Below are 15,567 nucleotides of genomic sequence, written 5' to 3'. Positions count from 1 at the left end.
GGATATTATTTAAATTCGACTACGGTAACTCCAGAACCGCCTTCACCAGCTTCTCCAAAACGAATCTTCTTGACTGAACGGTGATTTCGTAAATATTCCTGGACTCCCTGTCTTAATGCTCCTGTACCTTTTCCGTGAATAATTGAAACACGAGGATAGTTTGATAATAACGCATCATCTATATATTTTTCCACTCTCATGAGTGCGGCCTCGTATCTTTCTCCGCGTAAATCCAACTCTAACTTTACATCAGCGTCTCTGCCTTGGACAATCGCCATTGGTCTTGTTTCTACTGGTTTTGGTGTGCTGATATACTCTAAATCCTTTTCTTTTACCTTCATTTTCAGGATGCCGATTTGAACCTGCCACTCGTTATCGGTGACTTTTTCAAGCAGTGTACCCTTTTGACCAAATGTCAGAACTTTCACTTCATCACCCGGTGTGAAGGTATGCTTCTTCGTTTTCTTATTCATTTGAGCGGCAGATTTCTTTATTTCAGGAGTTGCGTCTTCGAGACGCCGCTTTGCATCAATTAACTCGTGTTCCTTAATATCAGCATGCTTTTCGATCCTCATTTTACGAAGGTCACGAATAACCTTATCTGCCTCACTCTTCGCTTCTTCCAATATTTCACCAGCTTGTTCAGCCGCTTTTTCCAGCATAGCATCTTTGTTCTGATAAAATTCTATCATTTGTTTTTGCATATCCTGGTGGAGTTTTTCTGCCTGTCTTAAATAATCACGTGCTTCCTCATGTTCGATTTCGGCTTGACGCTTACTTGCCTCAAGGGATGCAATCATCTTATCGATTTGATTTGTATCCTCACTAACATGGGATCTTGCAGCATCAATAACGCGTTCATTTAACCCTAATCGCTTTGAAATTTCAAACGCGTTGCTTCGTCCTGGTACACCAAGTAGAAGCTTATAGGTTGGGCTTAACGTTTCAACGTCAAATTCAACACTGGCATTAAGGACACCTTCGCGATTATATCCATAGGCCTTTAATTCTGGATAATGAGTAGTCGCAATCACTCGCGCCCCTCGATTATGGACCTCATCTAAAATGGAAATCGCCAGCGCGGCGCCTTCCTGAGGGTCTGTTCCTGCACCAAGCTCATCAAATAGGACAAGGGAATTAAAGTCGACCTTTTTCAAAATATCCACGATATTTACCATGTGAGAAGAAAAGGTACTCAAGCTCTGTTCAATGGATTGCTCGTCGCCGATATCCGCATAAATCGCATCAAAAACAGCGAGTTCTGAGCCGTCATAGGCAGGAACCTGTAAGCCTGCCTGGGCCATTAATGAACATAAACCAAGCGTTTTTAGGGTTACCGTTTTACCACCAGTGTTTGGTCCGGTAATGACAATCGTTGTATAGTCCTTCCCAAGCAAAATATCATTCGCTACCACTTCGTCAATCGGAATTAACGGGTGTCTAGCTTTGTATAAGGCAATTCGCCCCTCATTATTCATTCGAGGCATACTTGCTTTCATCTTCCGGCCATATCTTGCCTTTGCAAAGATGAAATCAAGATTGCCTAGAACCTCAACAATTACCTGCAGCTCGGACTCAAATTCAGCCGTCTTTGCAGAGAGCTCCGTCAGTATTCTTTCAATCTCAAGCTGTTCTTTTACTCTAATATCTTGTAATTGATTGTTTAATTGCACAATCACTTGCGGTTCAATAAATAGAGTCTGCCCTGATGAGCTCTGATCATGGATGATACCGCCATAATGACCTCGATACTCCTGTTTAACAGGTATAACAAAGCGGTCATTTCGGATGGTAATAATCGAATCTGATAACATTTTTGCTGCATTCGATGAACGAATCATACTCTCTAGTTTTTCACGTACTCGTGCTTCATTCGAGCGCAGCTGGTTTCTTAATGAACGCAGCAGGTCACTCGCACTATCGAGGACTTCACCACTCTCATCAATCGCATGTCTGATCGATTCCTCCAAATTGACTAGAGGAATAATACGGTCAACCTGTTCCATTAAGATAGGAATTTCGGTTCTTTCTTCCGCAATATCTTCAATGAACCGTTTCATTTGCCGGCTTGCATGGATGGTACTTGCAACCTGAATCAACTCATGCGAGCTAAGTACTCCCCCAATGACCGAACGTTTAATATGTGCACGAATATCGTGAATTCCTGATAACGGGACGTTTCCTTTTATTCGTAACACGGTCGTTGCCTCATCTGTTTCTGCCTGAAGTTTAACGACCTCTTCAAAATCTGTTGATGGTACTAATCTTTTTAACTTATCTATTCCAAGAGACGAAGCTGCATGTTCAATGAGCTGGTCTCTCACTTTTGTGAATTCCAATACCTTTAACGTTCTTTCTTGCATGGAGATGAACCCCCTATTTTCGATTATGCAAAAATTCTAGTAAGTCATTTGGTTCAAGTGCATTAATTACCGATGATTTTTTTATCCAGCCTTTTTTCGCTGTCGAAACCCCTACACCCATATGGGACAGCGTTTCTTTTTTATGAGCATCGGTATTAATAAATAGTTTAACTCCCGCGTCCTGTGCTTTTCGTAAATATTCAGCTTTCAGATCCAATCGATTAGGATTGGCATTAAGCTCTAAAGCAGTATTCGTTTCTTTTGCTAATTCTATCAGCAGATCGATATCGACATCATAACCTTCACGTCTGCCAATTTTCCGTCCAGTTGGATGGGCAATTAAATCCACATGCGCGTTTTCTAATGCCGTACGTAACCGCTCCATGATTTTTTCTCTTGGCTGTGAAAAAGCGGAGTGAATGGACGCGATAACGAAATCCATTTCAGCCAGCAGATCATTGTCATAATCCAACGTGCCATCTGGCAGGATATCCATTTCAACTCCTGATAAAATTAGTATATCTTCGTATTTTTCATTTAATTTTTTAATTTCTTCTTTTTGCTGCAATAGTCGCTCACGCGAGAGTCCATTAGCCACTTTTAAGTATTGGGAGTGGTCGGTTATGGCCATGTACTTATAGCCCTTTGCACGGCAAGCTTCTACCATTTCCTCAATCGTGTGAGCCCCATCGCTCCAAGTGGAATGCATATGAAGGTCGCCCTTTATATCGCTTAGCTCAATTAACTCACCTTCGTAACCAGGAAAATCCTCTACTTCTTTTCCATCTTCTCTTACTTCTGGCGGAATAAACGGCAGGTCAAAATGCTTGAAAAACTCTTCCTCCGATGAAAAAGTAAGAATTTCGCCAGTCTCAACATTTTCAACACCGTACTCACTTATCTTTTCTCCACGTTCTTTAGCCAGCTGTCTCATCCGGACATTATGGTCCTTTGAACCAGTAAAATGGTGGAGAGTCGTGATGAATTCCTCTGGTTTAACGAGACGAAAATCTACCGATACATCATAATCATATCCAAAAACAAGTGATACTTTTGTATCTCCAGCGCCAATAATTTCTTTTATATTAGGTAATTCCAGCAGAAATTGTTTTACTTTTTCCGGCTGTTCACTTGAAATGATAAAATCAAGGTCTTTTACGGTTTCCCGTACTCTGCGCAAGCTTCCGGCACGAGAATATTGATGAATCTCAGGAAGTTCAGCAAGTTTTGCCTCTATTAAATCAGCAATTGGCAGCATATAAGCAAGCGGTAGGCGATCTGGTCTAGAGCCTACATTGGCAATCGCGCTTAAAATTTTCTCTTCTGTCTTTTTTCCAAACCCTGCTAATGCTTGGACTTTGCCTGCTTTACAAGCTTCTTCCAAGGTAGTGACATCTTCAATTCCCAGTTCTTTATGGAGCTTTGCAATTTTTTTACCGCCAAGTCCAGGCAATTGTAATAAAGGAATTAACCCTTTTGGAACCTCTTCCTTTAGTTCATTTAATACCGTGGAAGTGCCTTCATTTATGTATTCTTCAATAACAGCCGCGGTCCCTTTACCAATTCCTGATAATGACGTAAAATCTTCAATTTCCAATAAACTGCGATCATCAAATTCAAGTGCAGACGCAGCTTTACGGAATGCAGATACCTTGAAGGGGTTTTCACCCTTTAACTCCATGTAAACCGCGATAGTTTCTAATAATCGAATTAAGTCTTTTTTATTTACCTCCATTACCTCCACCTACCTTACCATTATTTTAACCTTTTAATAGAAAAACTTCTCTCCTAGAGAGAAGTAAGGGAATTCTCTCCTTAGAGAGAAGAAAGACATTCCCTCATCAGAGAGAAGTCAATGCAGCTGTATATTCTATCCAGATAGTCTTAATTTGTTCAGATAGAAATGGGGTATGATTCACTAGAAGATTCGCCATAATGGAATCATCCAATGGTTTTTGTAAAACTTCCATTGGAACTAGCGCAGCAATATTTAATAAAATAAAGAGAAGTAGATAGACTTCAGCAAATCCAAGTATTCCGCCAGCCCATACATTTAATTGCCTTAGAATCGGCAAATGGGCAATAAAATCGAGCATCGATGCTATTACTTGCAGCAGGATTTTTACCGCAAAGAAAATAATGATAAAGGCAATCGCACGGTAAAAAGCTACCTCCATATTCCCATCTTCACTTAATAGTTTTAGAGGGGAAGTAGTACCTAGATTCGGATACGGAACCCATAGCGTTAATCTGGGCGCTAAATCATCATAGTATAAATTTGCCACGATATATGCAATAATAAAACCTGTTAAATGGACTAACTGCAATATGAAACCTCTTTTTAATCCAATAAAAAAACCAAAAACTAATAATAAAATAATTGCTAAATCCAACATGACTTATTCAGTCCTTTTCCTTTTGTAGTTCAGATTGCAGCCGCTCTAATTGTTCCTTCATTTTAATATAATCATTGACTGCATTCACTGCAGTTAATACAGCGAGTTTATTTACATCTAGTAATGGATTCCTGGAACCAATTTCGCGCATTTTTTTGTCAACTAAGGAAGCGACTTGTCGAACATGACTTTGGTTTTCGGTTCCTAATATTACGTATTGAGTTCCGTAAATATCTACGGTTGTTCTAGTTTTTTCTGTATTTGACAAATTACTGCCTCCATTCGATTCGAAGAAATCCCTAATTTATAATATAACACGAACGGATGTGTGTCGAAAAGAGAAAAGCAAAAGCGCCTTCGGAACAAGCGCTGGAGGGTCAACAGGTGAAGTCGCGCCTTTTGACTTCGCCAGTTGGACCGAAGCGACCTCGAGGGACTAGGCGCTGGAGCTAGACAGAGAAACAGTTTTAATTGGAGTTTTTTTACTTTTTTTAAAAAAAATGTCGAGGAGTGTTTTGGGAGTGGGAAATGTTGTGTTAAATCTAAGTATGTCTGAAATTAATAAAATGAAAAGCTATTATGAAGGCAAATTGCTCGATAAAGCTCCTCCAGGAAGTGTGTTTGCTGCTAAGACTACCGGCTCAATGATTACAGCCTATAAGTCTGGGAAAGTTTTATTTCAGGGGAATGGAAGTGAAGCTGAGGCGAGCAGATGGGGCGAGGCGGCTGCAAAAGCTCCTGTGAAATCTAGTGCTCCTAAAGGTAATTTGCCAAATGGAATAAGTGAGATGTCATTAATTGGTTCTGATGAAGTGGGTACCGGTGATTTTTTTGGTCCGATAACCGTTGTAGCTGCCTACGTGAAGAAGGAAGATATTCCTTTATTAAAAGAATTAGGGGTCAGAGATTCAAAGGATTTAAATGATGATAAAATCATCGCGATTGCAAAGGTAATTAAAGATATTGTTCCATTTAGTCTAATGACGTTAAAAAATGAAAAGTATAATCAGCTGCAAAAGTCTGGCATGTCGCAAGGCAAAATGAAAGCCATTCTACATAACCAAGCCATTCTAAAAGTGCTTGAGAAAATTTCACCTGTGAAACCTGAAGCGATTCTTATCGATCAATTTGTTCAAGAAAGCACCTATTTTCAGCATGTTAAAAATCAAAAAGAAGTTGCCAGGGAAAATGTTTATTTTAGTACAAAGGCTGAGGGAATCCATCTTGCTGTAGCGGCAGCATCGATTCTCGCACGTTATGCTTTTGTTCAGTATTTTGATAAGCTTAGTGAGTCAGCAGGCTTTAAAATCCCAAAAGGGGCAGGATCTCAGGTCGATGAGGCAGCTGCAAAGCTGATTTTGAAAAAAGGGCGAGAGGTATTGCCTCAATTTGTAAAGCTTCATTTTGCTAATACGGAAAAAGCCATGACTCTTGTGAATAAAAAGAAAAGGTAATTTATTCTATTGTTTCTTGTATGTGAACGGTTTATCCGACCTCTTTTTACTGAGTCTCTAGTATTTTGGGCTTCATGAACCGTTCATATGGCCTCTTTTTTTCTGAATTACTTTAATTTTCGGCTTCATGAACCGTTCATGAGACCTCTTTTTTTTGAATTACATTAATTTTGAGCTTCATGAACCGTTCATGAGACCTCTTTTTTTTGAATTACTTTAATTTTCGCCTTCATGAACCGTTCATGAGACCTCATTTGTCTGAATCACATTAATTCTTGGCTTCATGAACTATAACATAAAAAAATGACCTAGTTGATTTTCACTAGGTCATTTTTTCTATCTATTATTACCCTCTTAATACTGCTCCAGCCTGAGTTTTTAAGGCTTCAAGTACTTGAGTATGAACCTTTGTTACTTCTTCGTCTGTTAAAGTACGTTCTGGATCCATGTATTTGAGTGAGTAGGCAATGGATTTTTTACCTTCTTCCATGCGTTCACCTTCATATAGATCAAAAACGCTAACTTCTTTAAGAAGTTTTCCGCCTGCTTGTTGAATAACGTCCTTTAACACGCCTGATACTGTTTCTTTATCAACGACAAGAGCGATGTCCCTTGTGATGGATGGAAAGCGTGGAATCGCTTCGTATCTTAGTGCTTCTGTTGCTTCCTCAAGTACTGCCTTTAATGAAAGCTCGAAAACATAGGTATCTTTTAAATCTAATTCTTTTTGCATAGTTGGGTGAACTTGACCGACAAAACCGATTCTCTCACCATTTAAGTGAATTTCAGCCGTTCTTCCTGGGTGCATATTATCCACTTTAGCTTGAACATATGTCACACTTTCAGTGAGACCAAGCTTTGCAAATAATCCTTCTAAAATGCCTTTTACTACATAGAAGTCAACTGCCTTTTTCTCACCCTGCCAAGAATGGCTGTGCCATAAGCCAGTAATCGCGCCTGCTAAATGCTCCTGTTCTTCAGGTAAGACTTCGTTACCGTTTGCTAAGAATACTGCACCTGTCTCATATACAGCAAGGCTGTCGTTTTGACGCGCACTGTTGTATTTTACAACTTCGAGCAGCTGCGGCATAATGCTTAAGCGTAGGATACTACGGTCTTCACTCATCGGCATTGCCAGACGAATGAAATCGCGTTTCTCAAGTGCAAACTGTGCAGCTTTTTCCTCACTTGTTAACGAATACGTAACCGCTTGGTACAAGCCTGCACCTTCTAAATATTGACGGACAATTCGGCGCTTTTTTTGGTAATCTGATAATTTACCTGGTGTAGCGGAACCGATTGGCAATGTTTTAGGAATGTTATCATAGCCATACAGACGCGCTACTTCTTCAATTAAGTCTTCTTCGATTTTGATATCACCACGGCGTGTTGGAGCTGTAATTGTAATAGTTTCCCCTTCACTGCTTACTGCAAATTGAAGACGTTCGAAAATTGCTTCTACATCGGCAACAGTTAAATTTGTACCGATGACATTATTTATTTTTTCTAGCGTGATTGAAACGACTGCAGGTTCAACCGTTAGTGTATCAACTTCAGAAGCCCCTTCTAACACTTCGCCGCCAGCGTATTTTGCGATTAAGTAAGCAGCACGCTCACCCGCAGCTCGTACGCGGTTTGGATCGACACCCTTCTCGAAACGAGCGCTAGCTTCACTGCGTAATCCATGGTCTTTTGAAGCTTTTCTTACAGTACCTCCTGTAAAATAAGCCGCCTCTAGCAATACAGTAGTTGTATCAGATGTTACTTCTGAATTTGCACCGCCCATTACCCCAGCTAATGCAACTGGTTCTGTGCCATTGGTAATCACTAAATGGTCAGAAGTTAATGTACGTTCAACATCATCGAGTGTTGTGAATTTCTCACCATCGTTAGCACGACGTACTAGAATTTCTCTGGAACCTAAACGATCATAGTCAAACGCATGCAGTGGCTGACCGTATTCTAATAAAATGTAGTTAGTAATATCGACAACGTTGTTATGTGGACGGATTCCTGCAGACATAAGTCTTGTTTGCATCCATAGTGGTGCAGGACCAATTTTTACATTCTTAATGACTTTAGCAGCATACAAAGGATTATCCTCATTTGCTTCTACTTTTACTGTAATATAATCAGTAGCTTTTTCTGTTACTGGCTGAACATCGATTTCTGGAAGCTTTACTTCTCTGCCTAGAATCGCAGCTACTTCATAAGCTACACCCAGCATGCTTAAGCAATCTGCGCGGTTTGGTGTTAAGCCAAGCTCAAGAACTTCATCATCACGGTTTAATAACGCGATTGCGTCCGTACCAACCTCTGCATCCTGAGGAAAAACAAAGATTCCTTCAGAATATTCTTTTGGTACTACCTTTGCTTCTACACCAAGTTCTGTTAATGAGCAGATCATTCCATTTGATTCTTCGCCGCGAAGCTTTGCACGTTTAATTTTAAAATTACCCGGTAGTACCGCACCAACGGTTGCAACTGCTACTTTTTGACCTTGTGCCACATTGGGTGCGCCGCAAATAATTTGAACAGGTTCACCTTGACCTATATCCACCTGGCATTTGCTTAATTTATCAGCGTTGGGATGTTGTACACGTTCCACAACGTGACCAACCACTACACCTGTAATTCCTTCGTTAAGGACGTCTACTCCCTCAACCTCAATCCCGCTTTTTGTAATTTTTTCAGCTAATTCAACAGCTGACACTCCGGATAAATCTACATAATCCTGGAGCCATTTATATGAAACGAACATTTCGTCTTCCTCCTCCTATTCGTGTTTAGAAAACTGTTTTAAGAAACGTACATCATTTGTATAGAAATGGCGTATATCATCGACACCGTATTTCAACATGGCAATTCGCTCTGGTCCCATACCGAACGCGAATCCAGTGTATTTTTTAGAATCATAGCCAGCCATTTCAAGGACGTTTGGATGAACCATTCCAGCTCCAAGGATTTCAATCCAGCCTGTTTTCTTACAAACATTACAGCCATGTCCGCCGCAAATCATACAAGAAATATCCATTTCAACTGAAGGCTCTGTAAATGGGAAGAAACTTGGGCGTAATCTGATTTCACGGTCATCACCGAACATTTTCTTAGCAAAAACTTCTAAAGTACCTTTTAAATCACTCATTCGAATATTCTCGCCGACAACGAGTCCCTCAATCTGCATGAACTGATGAGAGTGTGTAGCATCATCATTATCACGGCGGTACACTTTACCCGGGCAGATAATTTTGATAGGGCCTTTCCCTTGGTTCTTTTCCATTGTCCGTGCCTGTACGGGAGAAGTGTGTGTGCGCAGTAAAATTTCATCTGTAATATAGAAGGAATCCTGCATATCGCGAGCAGGGTGACCCTTCGGTAAATTTAAAGCTTCAAAGTTATAATAATCCTGTTCTACTTCAGGACCTTCTGCCACCTGATAACCCATTCCAATAAACAAATCTTCAATTTCTTCAATGATTCTTGTTAATGGATGGTGGTTACCAACCTTAACAGGTCTTCCAGGTAATGTTACATCAATTGATTCAGAAGCAAGCTTTTCTAAAACTGCGGCTTCTTCTAACTCTTTTTGTTTCGCTTCTAAAACAGTCGCAATCGCTTCACGAACCTCATTTGCAAGTGCCCCCATAATTGGGCGTTCTTCTGCTGAAAGCTTACCCATTCCACGCAGTACTTCTGTAATTGGACCTTTTTTTCCTAAATAGGCAACGCGAATGTCATTCAATTCTTTTAAGCTTGAAGACTGTTCAATTTTTTGAATAGCTTCTTGCTGCAATTCCTTTAATCGTTCTTGCATCGTGTTTCCTCCTTTTTAATGTGCAAATTTCGGGCAGCTTCTTTCCAAAAAACAAAAAAACCCCATCCCTGGAAAGGGACGAGGTTTATAGTTCGCGGTACCACCCTTGTAAACACGGTATGTATAAAACACATGTGTTCGCTTCATTCGGATAACGGCTAGGCCGGTACATCTTTACACGTGCTTCTGCACGTGGTCCCGATGTCAACTCTGGAGGTGAACTTCACCTAACATGCCCATAAAAGTGCTTTCAGTCACGGCACTTTCTCCCTAAATGGTTTTTGATAAGTTACTTTTCTCCGTCAACGTCTTTGTTATTTTTCAATAATGTAAATTATTATATAATACTTTCCTTGTTGATTCAAACTAGTATCGTCATTTTTTCAAAAAATATAACAGGATACCTGTTGCCACTGCAACATTTAATGATTCACTTTTTCCGTAAATCGGAATGTAAAGGTTCGCGGTCGTTTTCGCTAGCAGTTCTTTACTAACACCGTTTCCTTCATTTCCAACTAATAATGCATAGGACTCAGCTGTTGAAATATCAGTATATGCTGAAGCACCTTCAAGTGCTGTACCGTATACAGAAATATTTTTTTCATGAAGCTTTTCTATCCATTCATGAAGATCCCCTCTTATGATTGGCAGATGAAAATGACTTCCCTGCGCGGACCTTAGTACCTTTGAGTTGTAAACGTCCACGCTTCCCTTTCCTACTACCACAGCGTCAATGCCAGCCGCATCCGCTGTACGAATCATTGTCCCAAGATTTCCTGGATCCTGTACGGCATCGATAAGCAGATACGTCTTCGCGTCTGGTACTTCTAGTTGAACCTGCCGGCAAACTGCATAAATCCCTTGTGGTGCCTCCGTGTCAGATAATGAATTTGAAATCTCCTCGGTTATAATCGTGACTGGTGTTTCACCAGAATCCCAGCGCGGCGGTAGGCCAGTCTTATCAGAAACGATAATCTCCATCACACGATCACTTTGTTTTAATGCTTCTTCTACCAAATGAAAACCTTCGACTAAAAATGTCCCCGATTTATCTCGTTCCTTTTTTGTTAACAGCTTTTTCCACTGTTTTACTTTTGGATTTTGAATTGATTCAATATGATTCAAGTTTGTGCTCCTTCAGTGTTTTTTCTCATTATATCCCAAAAAAAATACATAATAAAACTAAAATTAGAAAACATATTAGAGTAATACAGGATAAATAAGGAGTGAATTCATATGAACTTAAATTTACGAAATGCCATTATCCACAATGTTGCTGGTAACTCACAAGACGAATTAGAAGATACAATCGTTGATGCCATCCAAAATGGAGAAGAAAAAATGCTACCAGGCTTAGGAGTTTTATTTGAAGTCATTTGGAAAAATTCTTCTGAGGAAGAAAAGAAAGAAATGCTCGCAACGCTTGAAAGTGGATTAAAATAATTTAGATGAAGCTGCCGATATAAATCGGCGGCTATTTTTATGCTTATCCGCCAGTGTTTCTCGCCATCCGCCAATGTTTCTCGCCATCCGCCAGTGTTTCTCGCTATCCGCCAGTGTTTCTCGCTATCCGCCAGTGTTTCTCGCCATCCGCCAATGTTTCTCGCCATCCGCCAGTGTTTCTCGCTATCCGCCAGTGTTTCTCGCTATCCGCCAGTGTTTCTCGCTATCCGCCAGTGTTTCTCACTATCCGCCAGTGTTTCTCGCTATCCGCCAGTGTTTCTCGCTATCCGCCAGTGTTTCTCGCCATCCGCCAGTATTTCTCGCCATCCGCCTGTATTGCAATTAATTAAAAAATCCCCGACTCTGTGTCGAGGATTGATCCATTTTATTCATAGGTGATTTTATCAACTGTTTCTCGATCTAATCGTTTGATAACCTCAACAATCAACTTAACTGCATTATCGTAGTCATCACGATGGAGCATAGCAGCGTGTGTATGAATATAACGTGTTGCGATTGTAATTGGTATGGAAGGAACACCATTATGTGTAGTATGAATCGGACCTGCGTCTGTTCCACCGCCAGGAATTACATCAAATTGATAAGGGATATTTAACTCTTCAGCCACATTGATAATAATATCACGCAAGCCTTTATGGGCTACAAGGGTTGCGTCGTATAGGATGATTTGCGGTCCTTTCCCCATCTTACTCATTGCTTCTTTTTCAGAAATTCCAGGGGTATCCCCAGCAATCCCAACATCCACTGCAAAACCAATATCCGGATTAATTTTTTCGGCGGAAGTACGTGCGCCTCGAGAGCCGATTTCTTCCTGGACTGTTCCAAGACCATAAACCTCATTCGGATGCTCCGTACCTTTTAATTGCTTCATTACATCAATTGCAATCGCGCATCCAATTCGGTTATCCCACGCTTTTGCTAAAAGCAATTTTTCATTATTCATAACCGTAAATTCGAAATATGGAACGACCATATCACCTGGCAGGACGCCCCATTCCATTGCTTCTTCACGGCTAGATGCACCGATATCAATAAACATATCTTTTATTTCCACCGGTTTCTTACGAGCTTCCGCGGGTAAAATATGCGGCGGCTTTGACCCGATGACACCGATGATATTACCTTTATTGGTTACCACCGTCACACGCTGTGCAAGCATGACCTGTGACCACCAGCCTCCTACTGTTTGAAAACGCAGGAAACCCTTATCATCAATCTGAGTTACCATAAAGCCAACTTCGTCTAAGTGGCCTGCCACGATAATCCTCGGGCCGCCTTCTTTTCCGACCTTCTTGGCAATTAAACTGCCAAGTCCATCAGTTGTGACTTCATCCGCATATGGTGCTATGTACTTTCTCATTACTTCGCGAACTTCCCGCTCGTTTCCGGGAATGCCATTGGCATCTGTCAGTTCCTTAAACATGGTCAAGGTTTCATCCATTTTAGCCATTGCTTCGCCCCCTTTTTATGTATGTTCGAAATTTATTATACAGAAAACAATGTATATCTACAGCTAATAGTTATTCTGCTGTCTTTGATAATTTACTTCATTTTTTGTAAAATATGCTTTTTCCATTTCCTCATAGGATATTCCAAGCAGGGTACCAAGCTGTAAATAAGATTGTAGCAGGGTTTTGAATTCAGATTCGCTTTTTGTGTCCCTAAATTTATTTACTAGTTGATAAATTAAAAGAAATTGTTCTGTTGTGCTCGCTGCTGTTGGTTCGATATCAAGTGTGTAATCTAGGTTTTGAAATCCACATTCAATTCCTAACGATAATATGAAATGAATTCCATCAACATACTCCTCTAAAACAACACTTTTTTCCGATGATGGCTTGATACTCCAAAACTTGAAACAGCGCGTTTCATTAGCTAATTCTCCGAGTTCTACCAGCAATGCCAAAACCTTTCTATCGAATAAATCTTCATTCTGCAATCCATGTTTTTCTTCAATATGCTGATCCAAACCACGTTGCATTCTAAATAGTTTTTCCAGTTGCATTTTATCACTCCCTAAGCAAAATTATATCAAACTGTGGGGAGAATGAAACTTTTCTCATTACAATTCGTATAGTATGAAAAAGGTCAGGAGGCATTACCATGGTTTGGCTGCTGCGCTTACTGTTAGTTTTCTTGTTCATCTTCTTGATATTTGGGACGATTAAATTCCTCCTCAAACCAACCCGTAAAATAGAAGCAGCCCGAAAACACAAACGCTTTTTACTGTTAGATAATGATGAGGTAATTAAGAATTTTCAGCTTACCTACAATGGGGCCGTTTTTACGGGTGAAAAATACTTAGGTGCCACGAAAAACAGTATAGATGTTGTTTCTATTTCGCTTTCACCGGAGCATACAACCTCCATTCAAGGAATGGCTAAGGAAGACTTTTATTTCATCGAAAAAAAGATTCACGAAAAATATCCATTAGCACAAATCAACTGGAAAAGTCCGATACATGAATTTTTGTATCAAAAAAAATAAGCCGCCTAGCCAGCGGCTTTTTCTGTTTTTCTTTTAAAGAAGTCCCTCCATTTAATTACATTTTGTTTCTCTCTCAACAGATAAACAAGACAAGTTAAACCGATAAGAATCATTCCAATAACAGAAGGGGTAAAAGTGCTGATATACTCTCCAAAGATTGTAAAAAAAAGGGCGATTGGAATATTCGTTACTAAAGAAGCCCTCATATACTCTTTAAATTTAGGTTTTCTTTGTTTTAAACAAAAGCTTAATAGATGGTAATGTACAAATGGAATAAGTCTTAAAATAGCGATTTGACCAACGGTTAGATTCCGATATTCACCGAACCAGCGATTTTTTATTTTTATAATGCGCTCCTGGGTTCTTGGCATCCTATCAATAAAAACATAGAAAAAGACGCTAACTCCCATTAAACCAATAACCGAATAAATAGTTCCCCATAAAGTTCCAAACAGAACCCCACCTGCAACGACGACAACTGATACAGGAATAAATAAGAAAGATCTAAGCAAATGAAATACAACGAAAGCAAGCGGAGCCATAATGCCGCCAGCTTCCACCATGATTAACAGCAAAGACAAGTCCTCATTCATGTAACATGCCCCCTAGGTGTTATCTTGATTGTTAATTACAGCATATAGATAGGGTCATGCTGTTATGTCTACAACGTGAAAAAATAGCTTAAAAGGATGACTTCCGCTGCTGCAAGGATAGGAAAGCCAATTTTAAAGTTTACATGCTTCGTCTTATGACGAAAGAGCTGCATTCCTGCTGTTGTACCAACCGCTCCCCCAAATAAAGCAACTAGCCATAAGGTTTTTTCGCTGATGCGGTATTGATGATTTTTTGCACGGTCTTTATCTATTTTCATCACAAACAAACCAATAAGGTTCATAATGATATACACACCTAGAATGGTACTCATTTCCCCGTCTCCCTTATAGAAAAAGCCATCCTCGTTATGAGAATGGCTTCTATCGTAAAATTATTTCGCTTGTTGTTGTTTTGCAACATTTGCTAATTCAGTGAATGCTGCTGCATCGCTTACTGCTAATTCAGCAAGCATTTTGCGGTTTACTTCGATACCAGCAAGCTTTAAGCCATGCATTAAACGGCTGTAAGAAAGACCGTTCATACGAGCTGCTGCGTTGATACGAGTAATCCAAAGTTTGCGGAAGTCGCGCTTCTTCTGGCGACGATCGCGGAATGCATACATTAAAGATTTCATAACCTGTTGGTTAGCTACTTTATATAATGTATGTTTTGAACCATAATAACCTTTTGCTAATTTAATAACTTTTTTACGACGCTTACGCGTTACAGTACCGCCTTTTACACGTGGCATTGAATTTCCCTCCTATATATCAATCGATCGAGATTACTTAAGATTTGTTAATAAGAAACGGATACGTTTGAAATCGCCCTTAGAAACAAGAGACGCTTTGCGAAGCTTACGCTTAGCCTTTGTAGATTTGTTTGCAAATAAGTGGCTAGTATAAGCGTGTGAACGCTTCAGTTTACCAGAACCAGTCTTCTTGAAACGCTTTGCAGCGCCACGGTGAGTTTTCATTTTTGGCATTGGGATAGTC

Annotated in this window: 16 protein-coding genes; 3 read left to right on the top strand and 13 right to left on the bottom strand. The window is 40.0% G+C overall.

Annotated elements, in window-relative coordinates:
* Positions 1 to 5 precede the first annotated feature (5 nt).
* The 4 genes from QFZ31_RS27530 to zapA all read right to left on the bottom strand — a co-directional run bounded on the left by QFZ31_RS27530 (position 6) and on the right by zapA (position 5,027).
* On the bottom strand, positions 6 to 2,363 hold the full coding sequence (locus QFZ31_RS27530) for an endonuclease MutS2 (protein WP_307309291.1): 2,358 nt from the start codon (positions 2,361 to 2,363) through the stop codon (positions 6 to 8).
* A 13-nt stretch (positions 2,364 to 2,376) separates the two neighbouring features.
* On the bottom strand, positions 2,377 to 4,098 hold the full coding sequence (gene polX / locus QFZ31_RS27525) for a DNA polymerase/3'-5' exonuclease PolX (RefSeq protein WP_307309288.1): 1,722 nt from the start codon (positions 4,096 to 4,098) through the stop codon (positions 2,377 to 2,379).
* A gap of 106 nt (positions 4,099 to 4,204) precedes the next feature.
* On the bottom strand, positions 4,205 to 4,759 hold the full coding sequence (locus QFZ31_RS27520) for a CvpA family protein (protein ID WP_307309286.1): 555 nt from the start codon (positions 4,757 to 4,759) through the stop codon (positions 4,205 to 4,207).
* 7 nt (positions 4,760 to 4,766) lie between these two features.
* A complete protein-coding gene (zapA, locus tag QFZ31_RS27515) occupies positions 4,767 to 5,027 on the bottom strand; it encodes a cell division protein ZapA (RefSeq protein ID WP_179601907.1) in 261 nt (86 codons plus the stop codon).
* A gap of 253 nt (positions 5,028 to 5,280) precedes the next feature.
* On the opposite strand from zapA, the gene rnhC reads away from it, so the two are divergent.
* A complete protein-coding gene (gene rnhC, locus QFZ31_RS27510; RefSeq protein WP_307309283.1) occupies positions 5,281 to 6,213 on the top strand; it encodes a ribonuclease HIII in 933 nt (310 codons plus the stop codon).
* A 346-nt stretch (positions 6,214 to 6,559) separates the two neighbouring features.
* On the opposite strand, the gene pheT is transcribed toward rnhC, so the two are convergent.
* From pheT to QFZ31_RS27495, 3 genes are all read right to left on the bottom strand, one after another.
* On the bottom strand, positions 6,560 to 8,974 hold the full coding sequence (gene pheT / locus QFZ31_RS27505) for a phenylalanine--tRNA ligase subunit beta (RefSeq protein WP_307309281.1): 2,415 nt from the start codon (positions 8,972 to 8,974) through the stop codon (positions 6,560 to 6,562).
* 15 nt (positions 8,975 to 8,989) lie between these two features.
* Positions 8,990 to 10,027 carry a phenylalanine--tRNA ligase subunit alpha gene (gene pheS, locus QFZ31_RS27500; protein WP_307309278.1) on the bottom strand — a complete coding sequence of 346 codons (1,038 nt, stop codon included), beginning with the start codon at positions 10,025 to 10,027 and terminating at the stop codon, positions 8,990 to 8,992.
* A gap of 375 nt (positions 10,028 to 10,402) precedes the next feature.
* The gene (locus tag QFZ31_RS27495) at positions 10,403 to 11,152 is read right to left on the bottom strand and encodes a TrmH family RNA methyltransferase (protein ID WP_307309276.1); all 750 of its coding nucleotides are present in this window, start codon (positions 11,150 to 11,152) and stop codon (positions 10,403 to 10,405) included.
* A 111-nt stretch (positions 11,153 to 11,263) separates the two neighbouring features.
* On the opposite strand from QFZ31_RS27495, the gene sspI reads away from it, so the two are divergent.
* Positions 11,264 to 11,470 (top strand): small acid-soluble spore protein SspI, encoded by a 207-nt coding sequence (sspI, locus tag QFZ31_RS27490; RefSeq protein ID WP_179601899.1) that lies wholly within the window; start codon positions 11,264 to 11,266, stop codon positions 11,468 to 11,470.
* Positions 11,471 to 11,855: 385 nt separating this feature from the next.
* Here sspI and QFZ31_RS27485 read toward each other — a convergent pair whose 3' ends face one another.
* Entirely contained in the window at positions 11,856 to 12,941 is a 1,086-nt protein-coding gene (locus tag QFZ31_RS27485; RefSeq protein ID WP_307309272.1) for a M42 family metallopeptidase, read from the bottom strand.
* A gap of 63 nt (positions 12,942 to 13,004) precedes the next feature.
* Positions 13,005 to 13,496 (bottom strand): dUTP diphosphatase, encoded by a 492-nt coding sequence (locus QFZ31_RS27480; RefSeq protein ID WP_307309269.1) that lies wholly within the window; start codon positions 13,494 to 13,496, stop codon positions 13,005 to 13,007.
* 98 nt (positions 13,497 to 13,594) lie between these two features.
* Between QFZ31_RS27480 and QFZ31_RS27475 the strand changes: the two genes are divergently transcribed.
* Positions 13,595 to 13,978 (top strand): sigma-w pathway protein ysdB, encoded by a 384-nt coding sequence (locus tag QFZ31_RS27475; RefSeq protein WP_307309266.1) that lies wholly within the window; start codon positions 13,595 to 13,597, stop codon positions 13,976 to 13,978.
* A gap of 5 nt (positions 13,979 to 13,983) precedes the next feature.
* On the opposite strand, the gene QFZ31_RS27470 is transcribed toward QFZ31_RS27475, so the two are convergent.
* The 4 genes from QFZ31_RS27470 to rpmI all read right to left on the bottom strand — a co-directional run bounded on the left by QFZ31_RS27470 (position 13,984) and on the right by rpmI (position 15,557).
* The gene (locus QFZ31_RS27470; protein WP_307309263.1) at positions 13,984 to 14,571 is read right to left on the bottom strand and encodes a TVP38/TMEM64 family protein; all 588 of its coding nucleotides are present in this window, start codon (positions 14,569 to 14,571) and stop codon (positions 13,984 to 13,986) included.
* Between the two features lie 68 nt (positions 14,572 to 14,639).
* On the bottom strand, positions 14,640 to 14,903 hold the full coding sequence (locus tag QFZ31_RS27465) for a DUF1294 domain-containing protein (protein ID WP_307309261.1): 264 nt from the start codon (positions 14,901 to 14,903) through the stop codon (positions 14,640 to 14,642).
* A 60-nt stretch (positions 14,904 to 14,963) separates the two neighbouring features.
* Positions 14,964 to 15,323, bottom strand: coding sequence for a 50S ribosomal protein L20 (gene rplT, locus QFZ31_RS27460; RefSeq protein ID WP_307309258.1), 360 nt, complete (start codon positions 15,321 to 15,323; stop codon positions 14,964 to 14,966).
* Positions 15,324 to 15,356: 33 nt separating this feature from the next.
* Positions 15,357 to 15,557, bottom strand: coding sequence for a 50S ribosomal protein L35 (gene rpmI / locus QFZ31_RS27455; RefSeq protein ID WP_034676880.1), 201 nt, complete (start codon positions 15,555 to 15,557; stop codon positions 15,357 to 15,359).
* Positions 15,558 to 15,567: the final 10 nt, after the last annotated feature.

Source organism: Neobacillus niacini (genome assembly GCF_030817595.1).
In the GTDB taxonomy this organism is placed as follows: domain Bacteria; phylum Bacillota; class Bacilli; order Bacillales; family Cytobacillaceae; genus Neobacillus; species Neobacillus niacini_G.
Note: the sequence above shows the minus strand (reverse complement) of the source record. Positions and strands in the feature narration are given on the sequence as shown.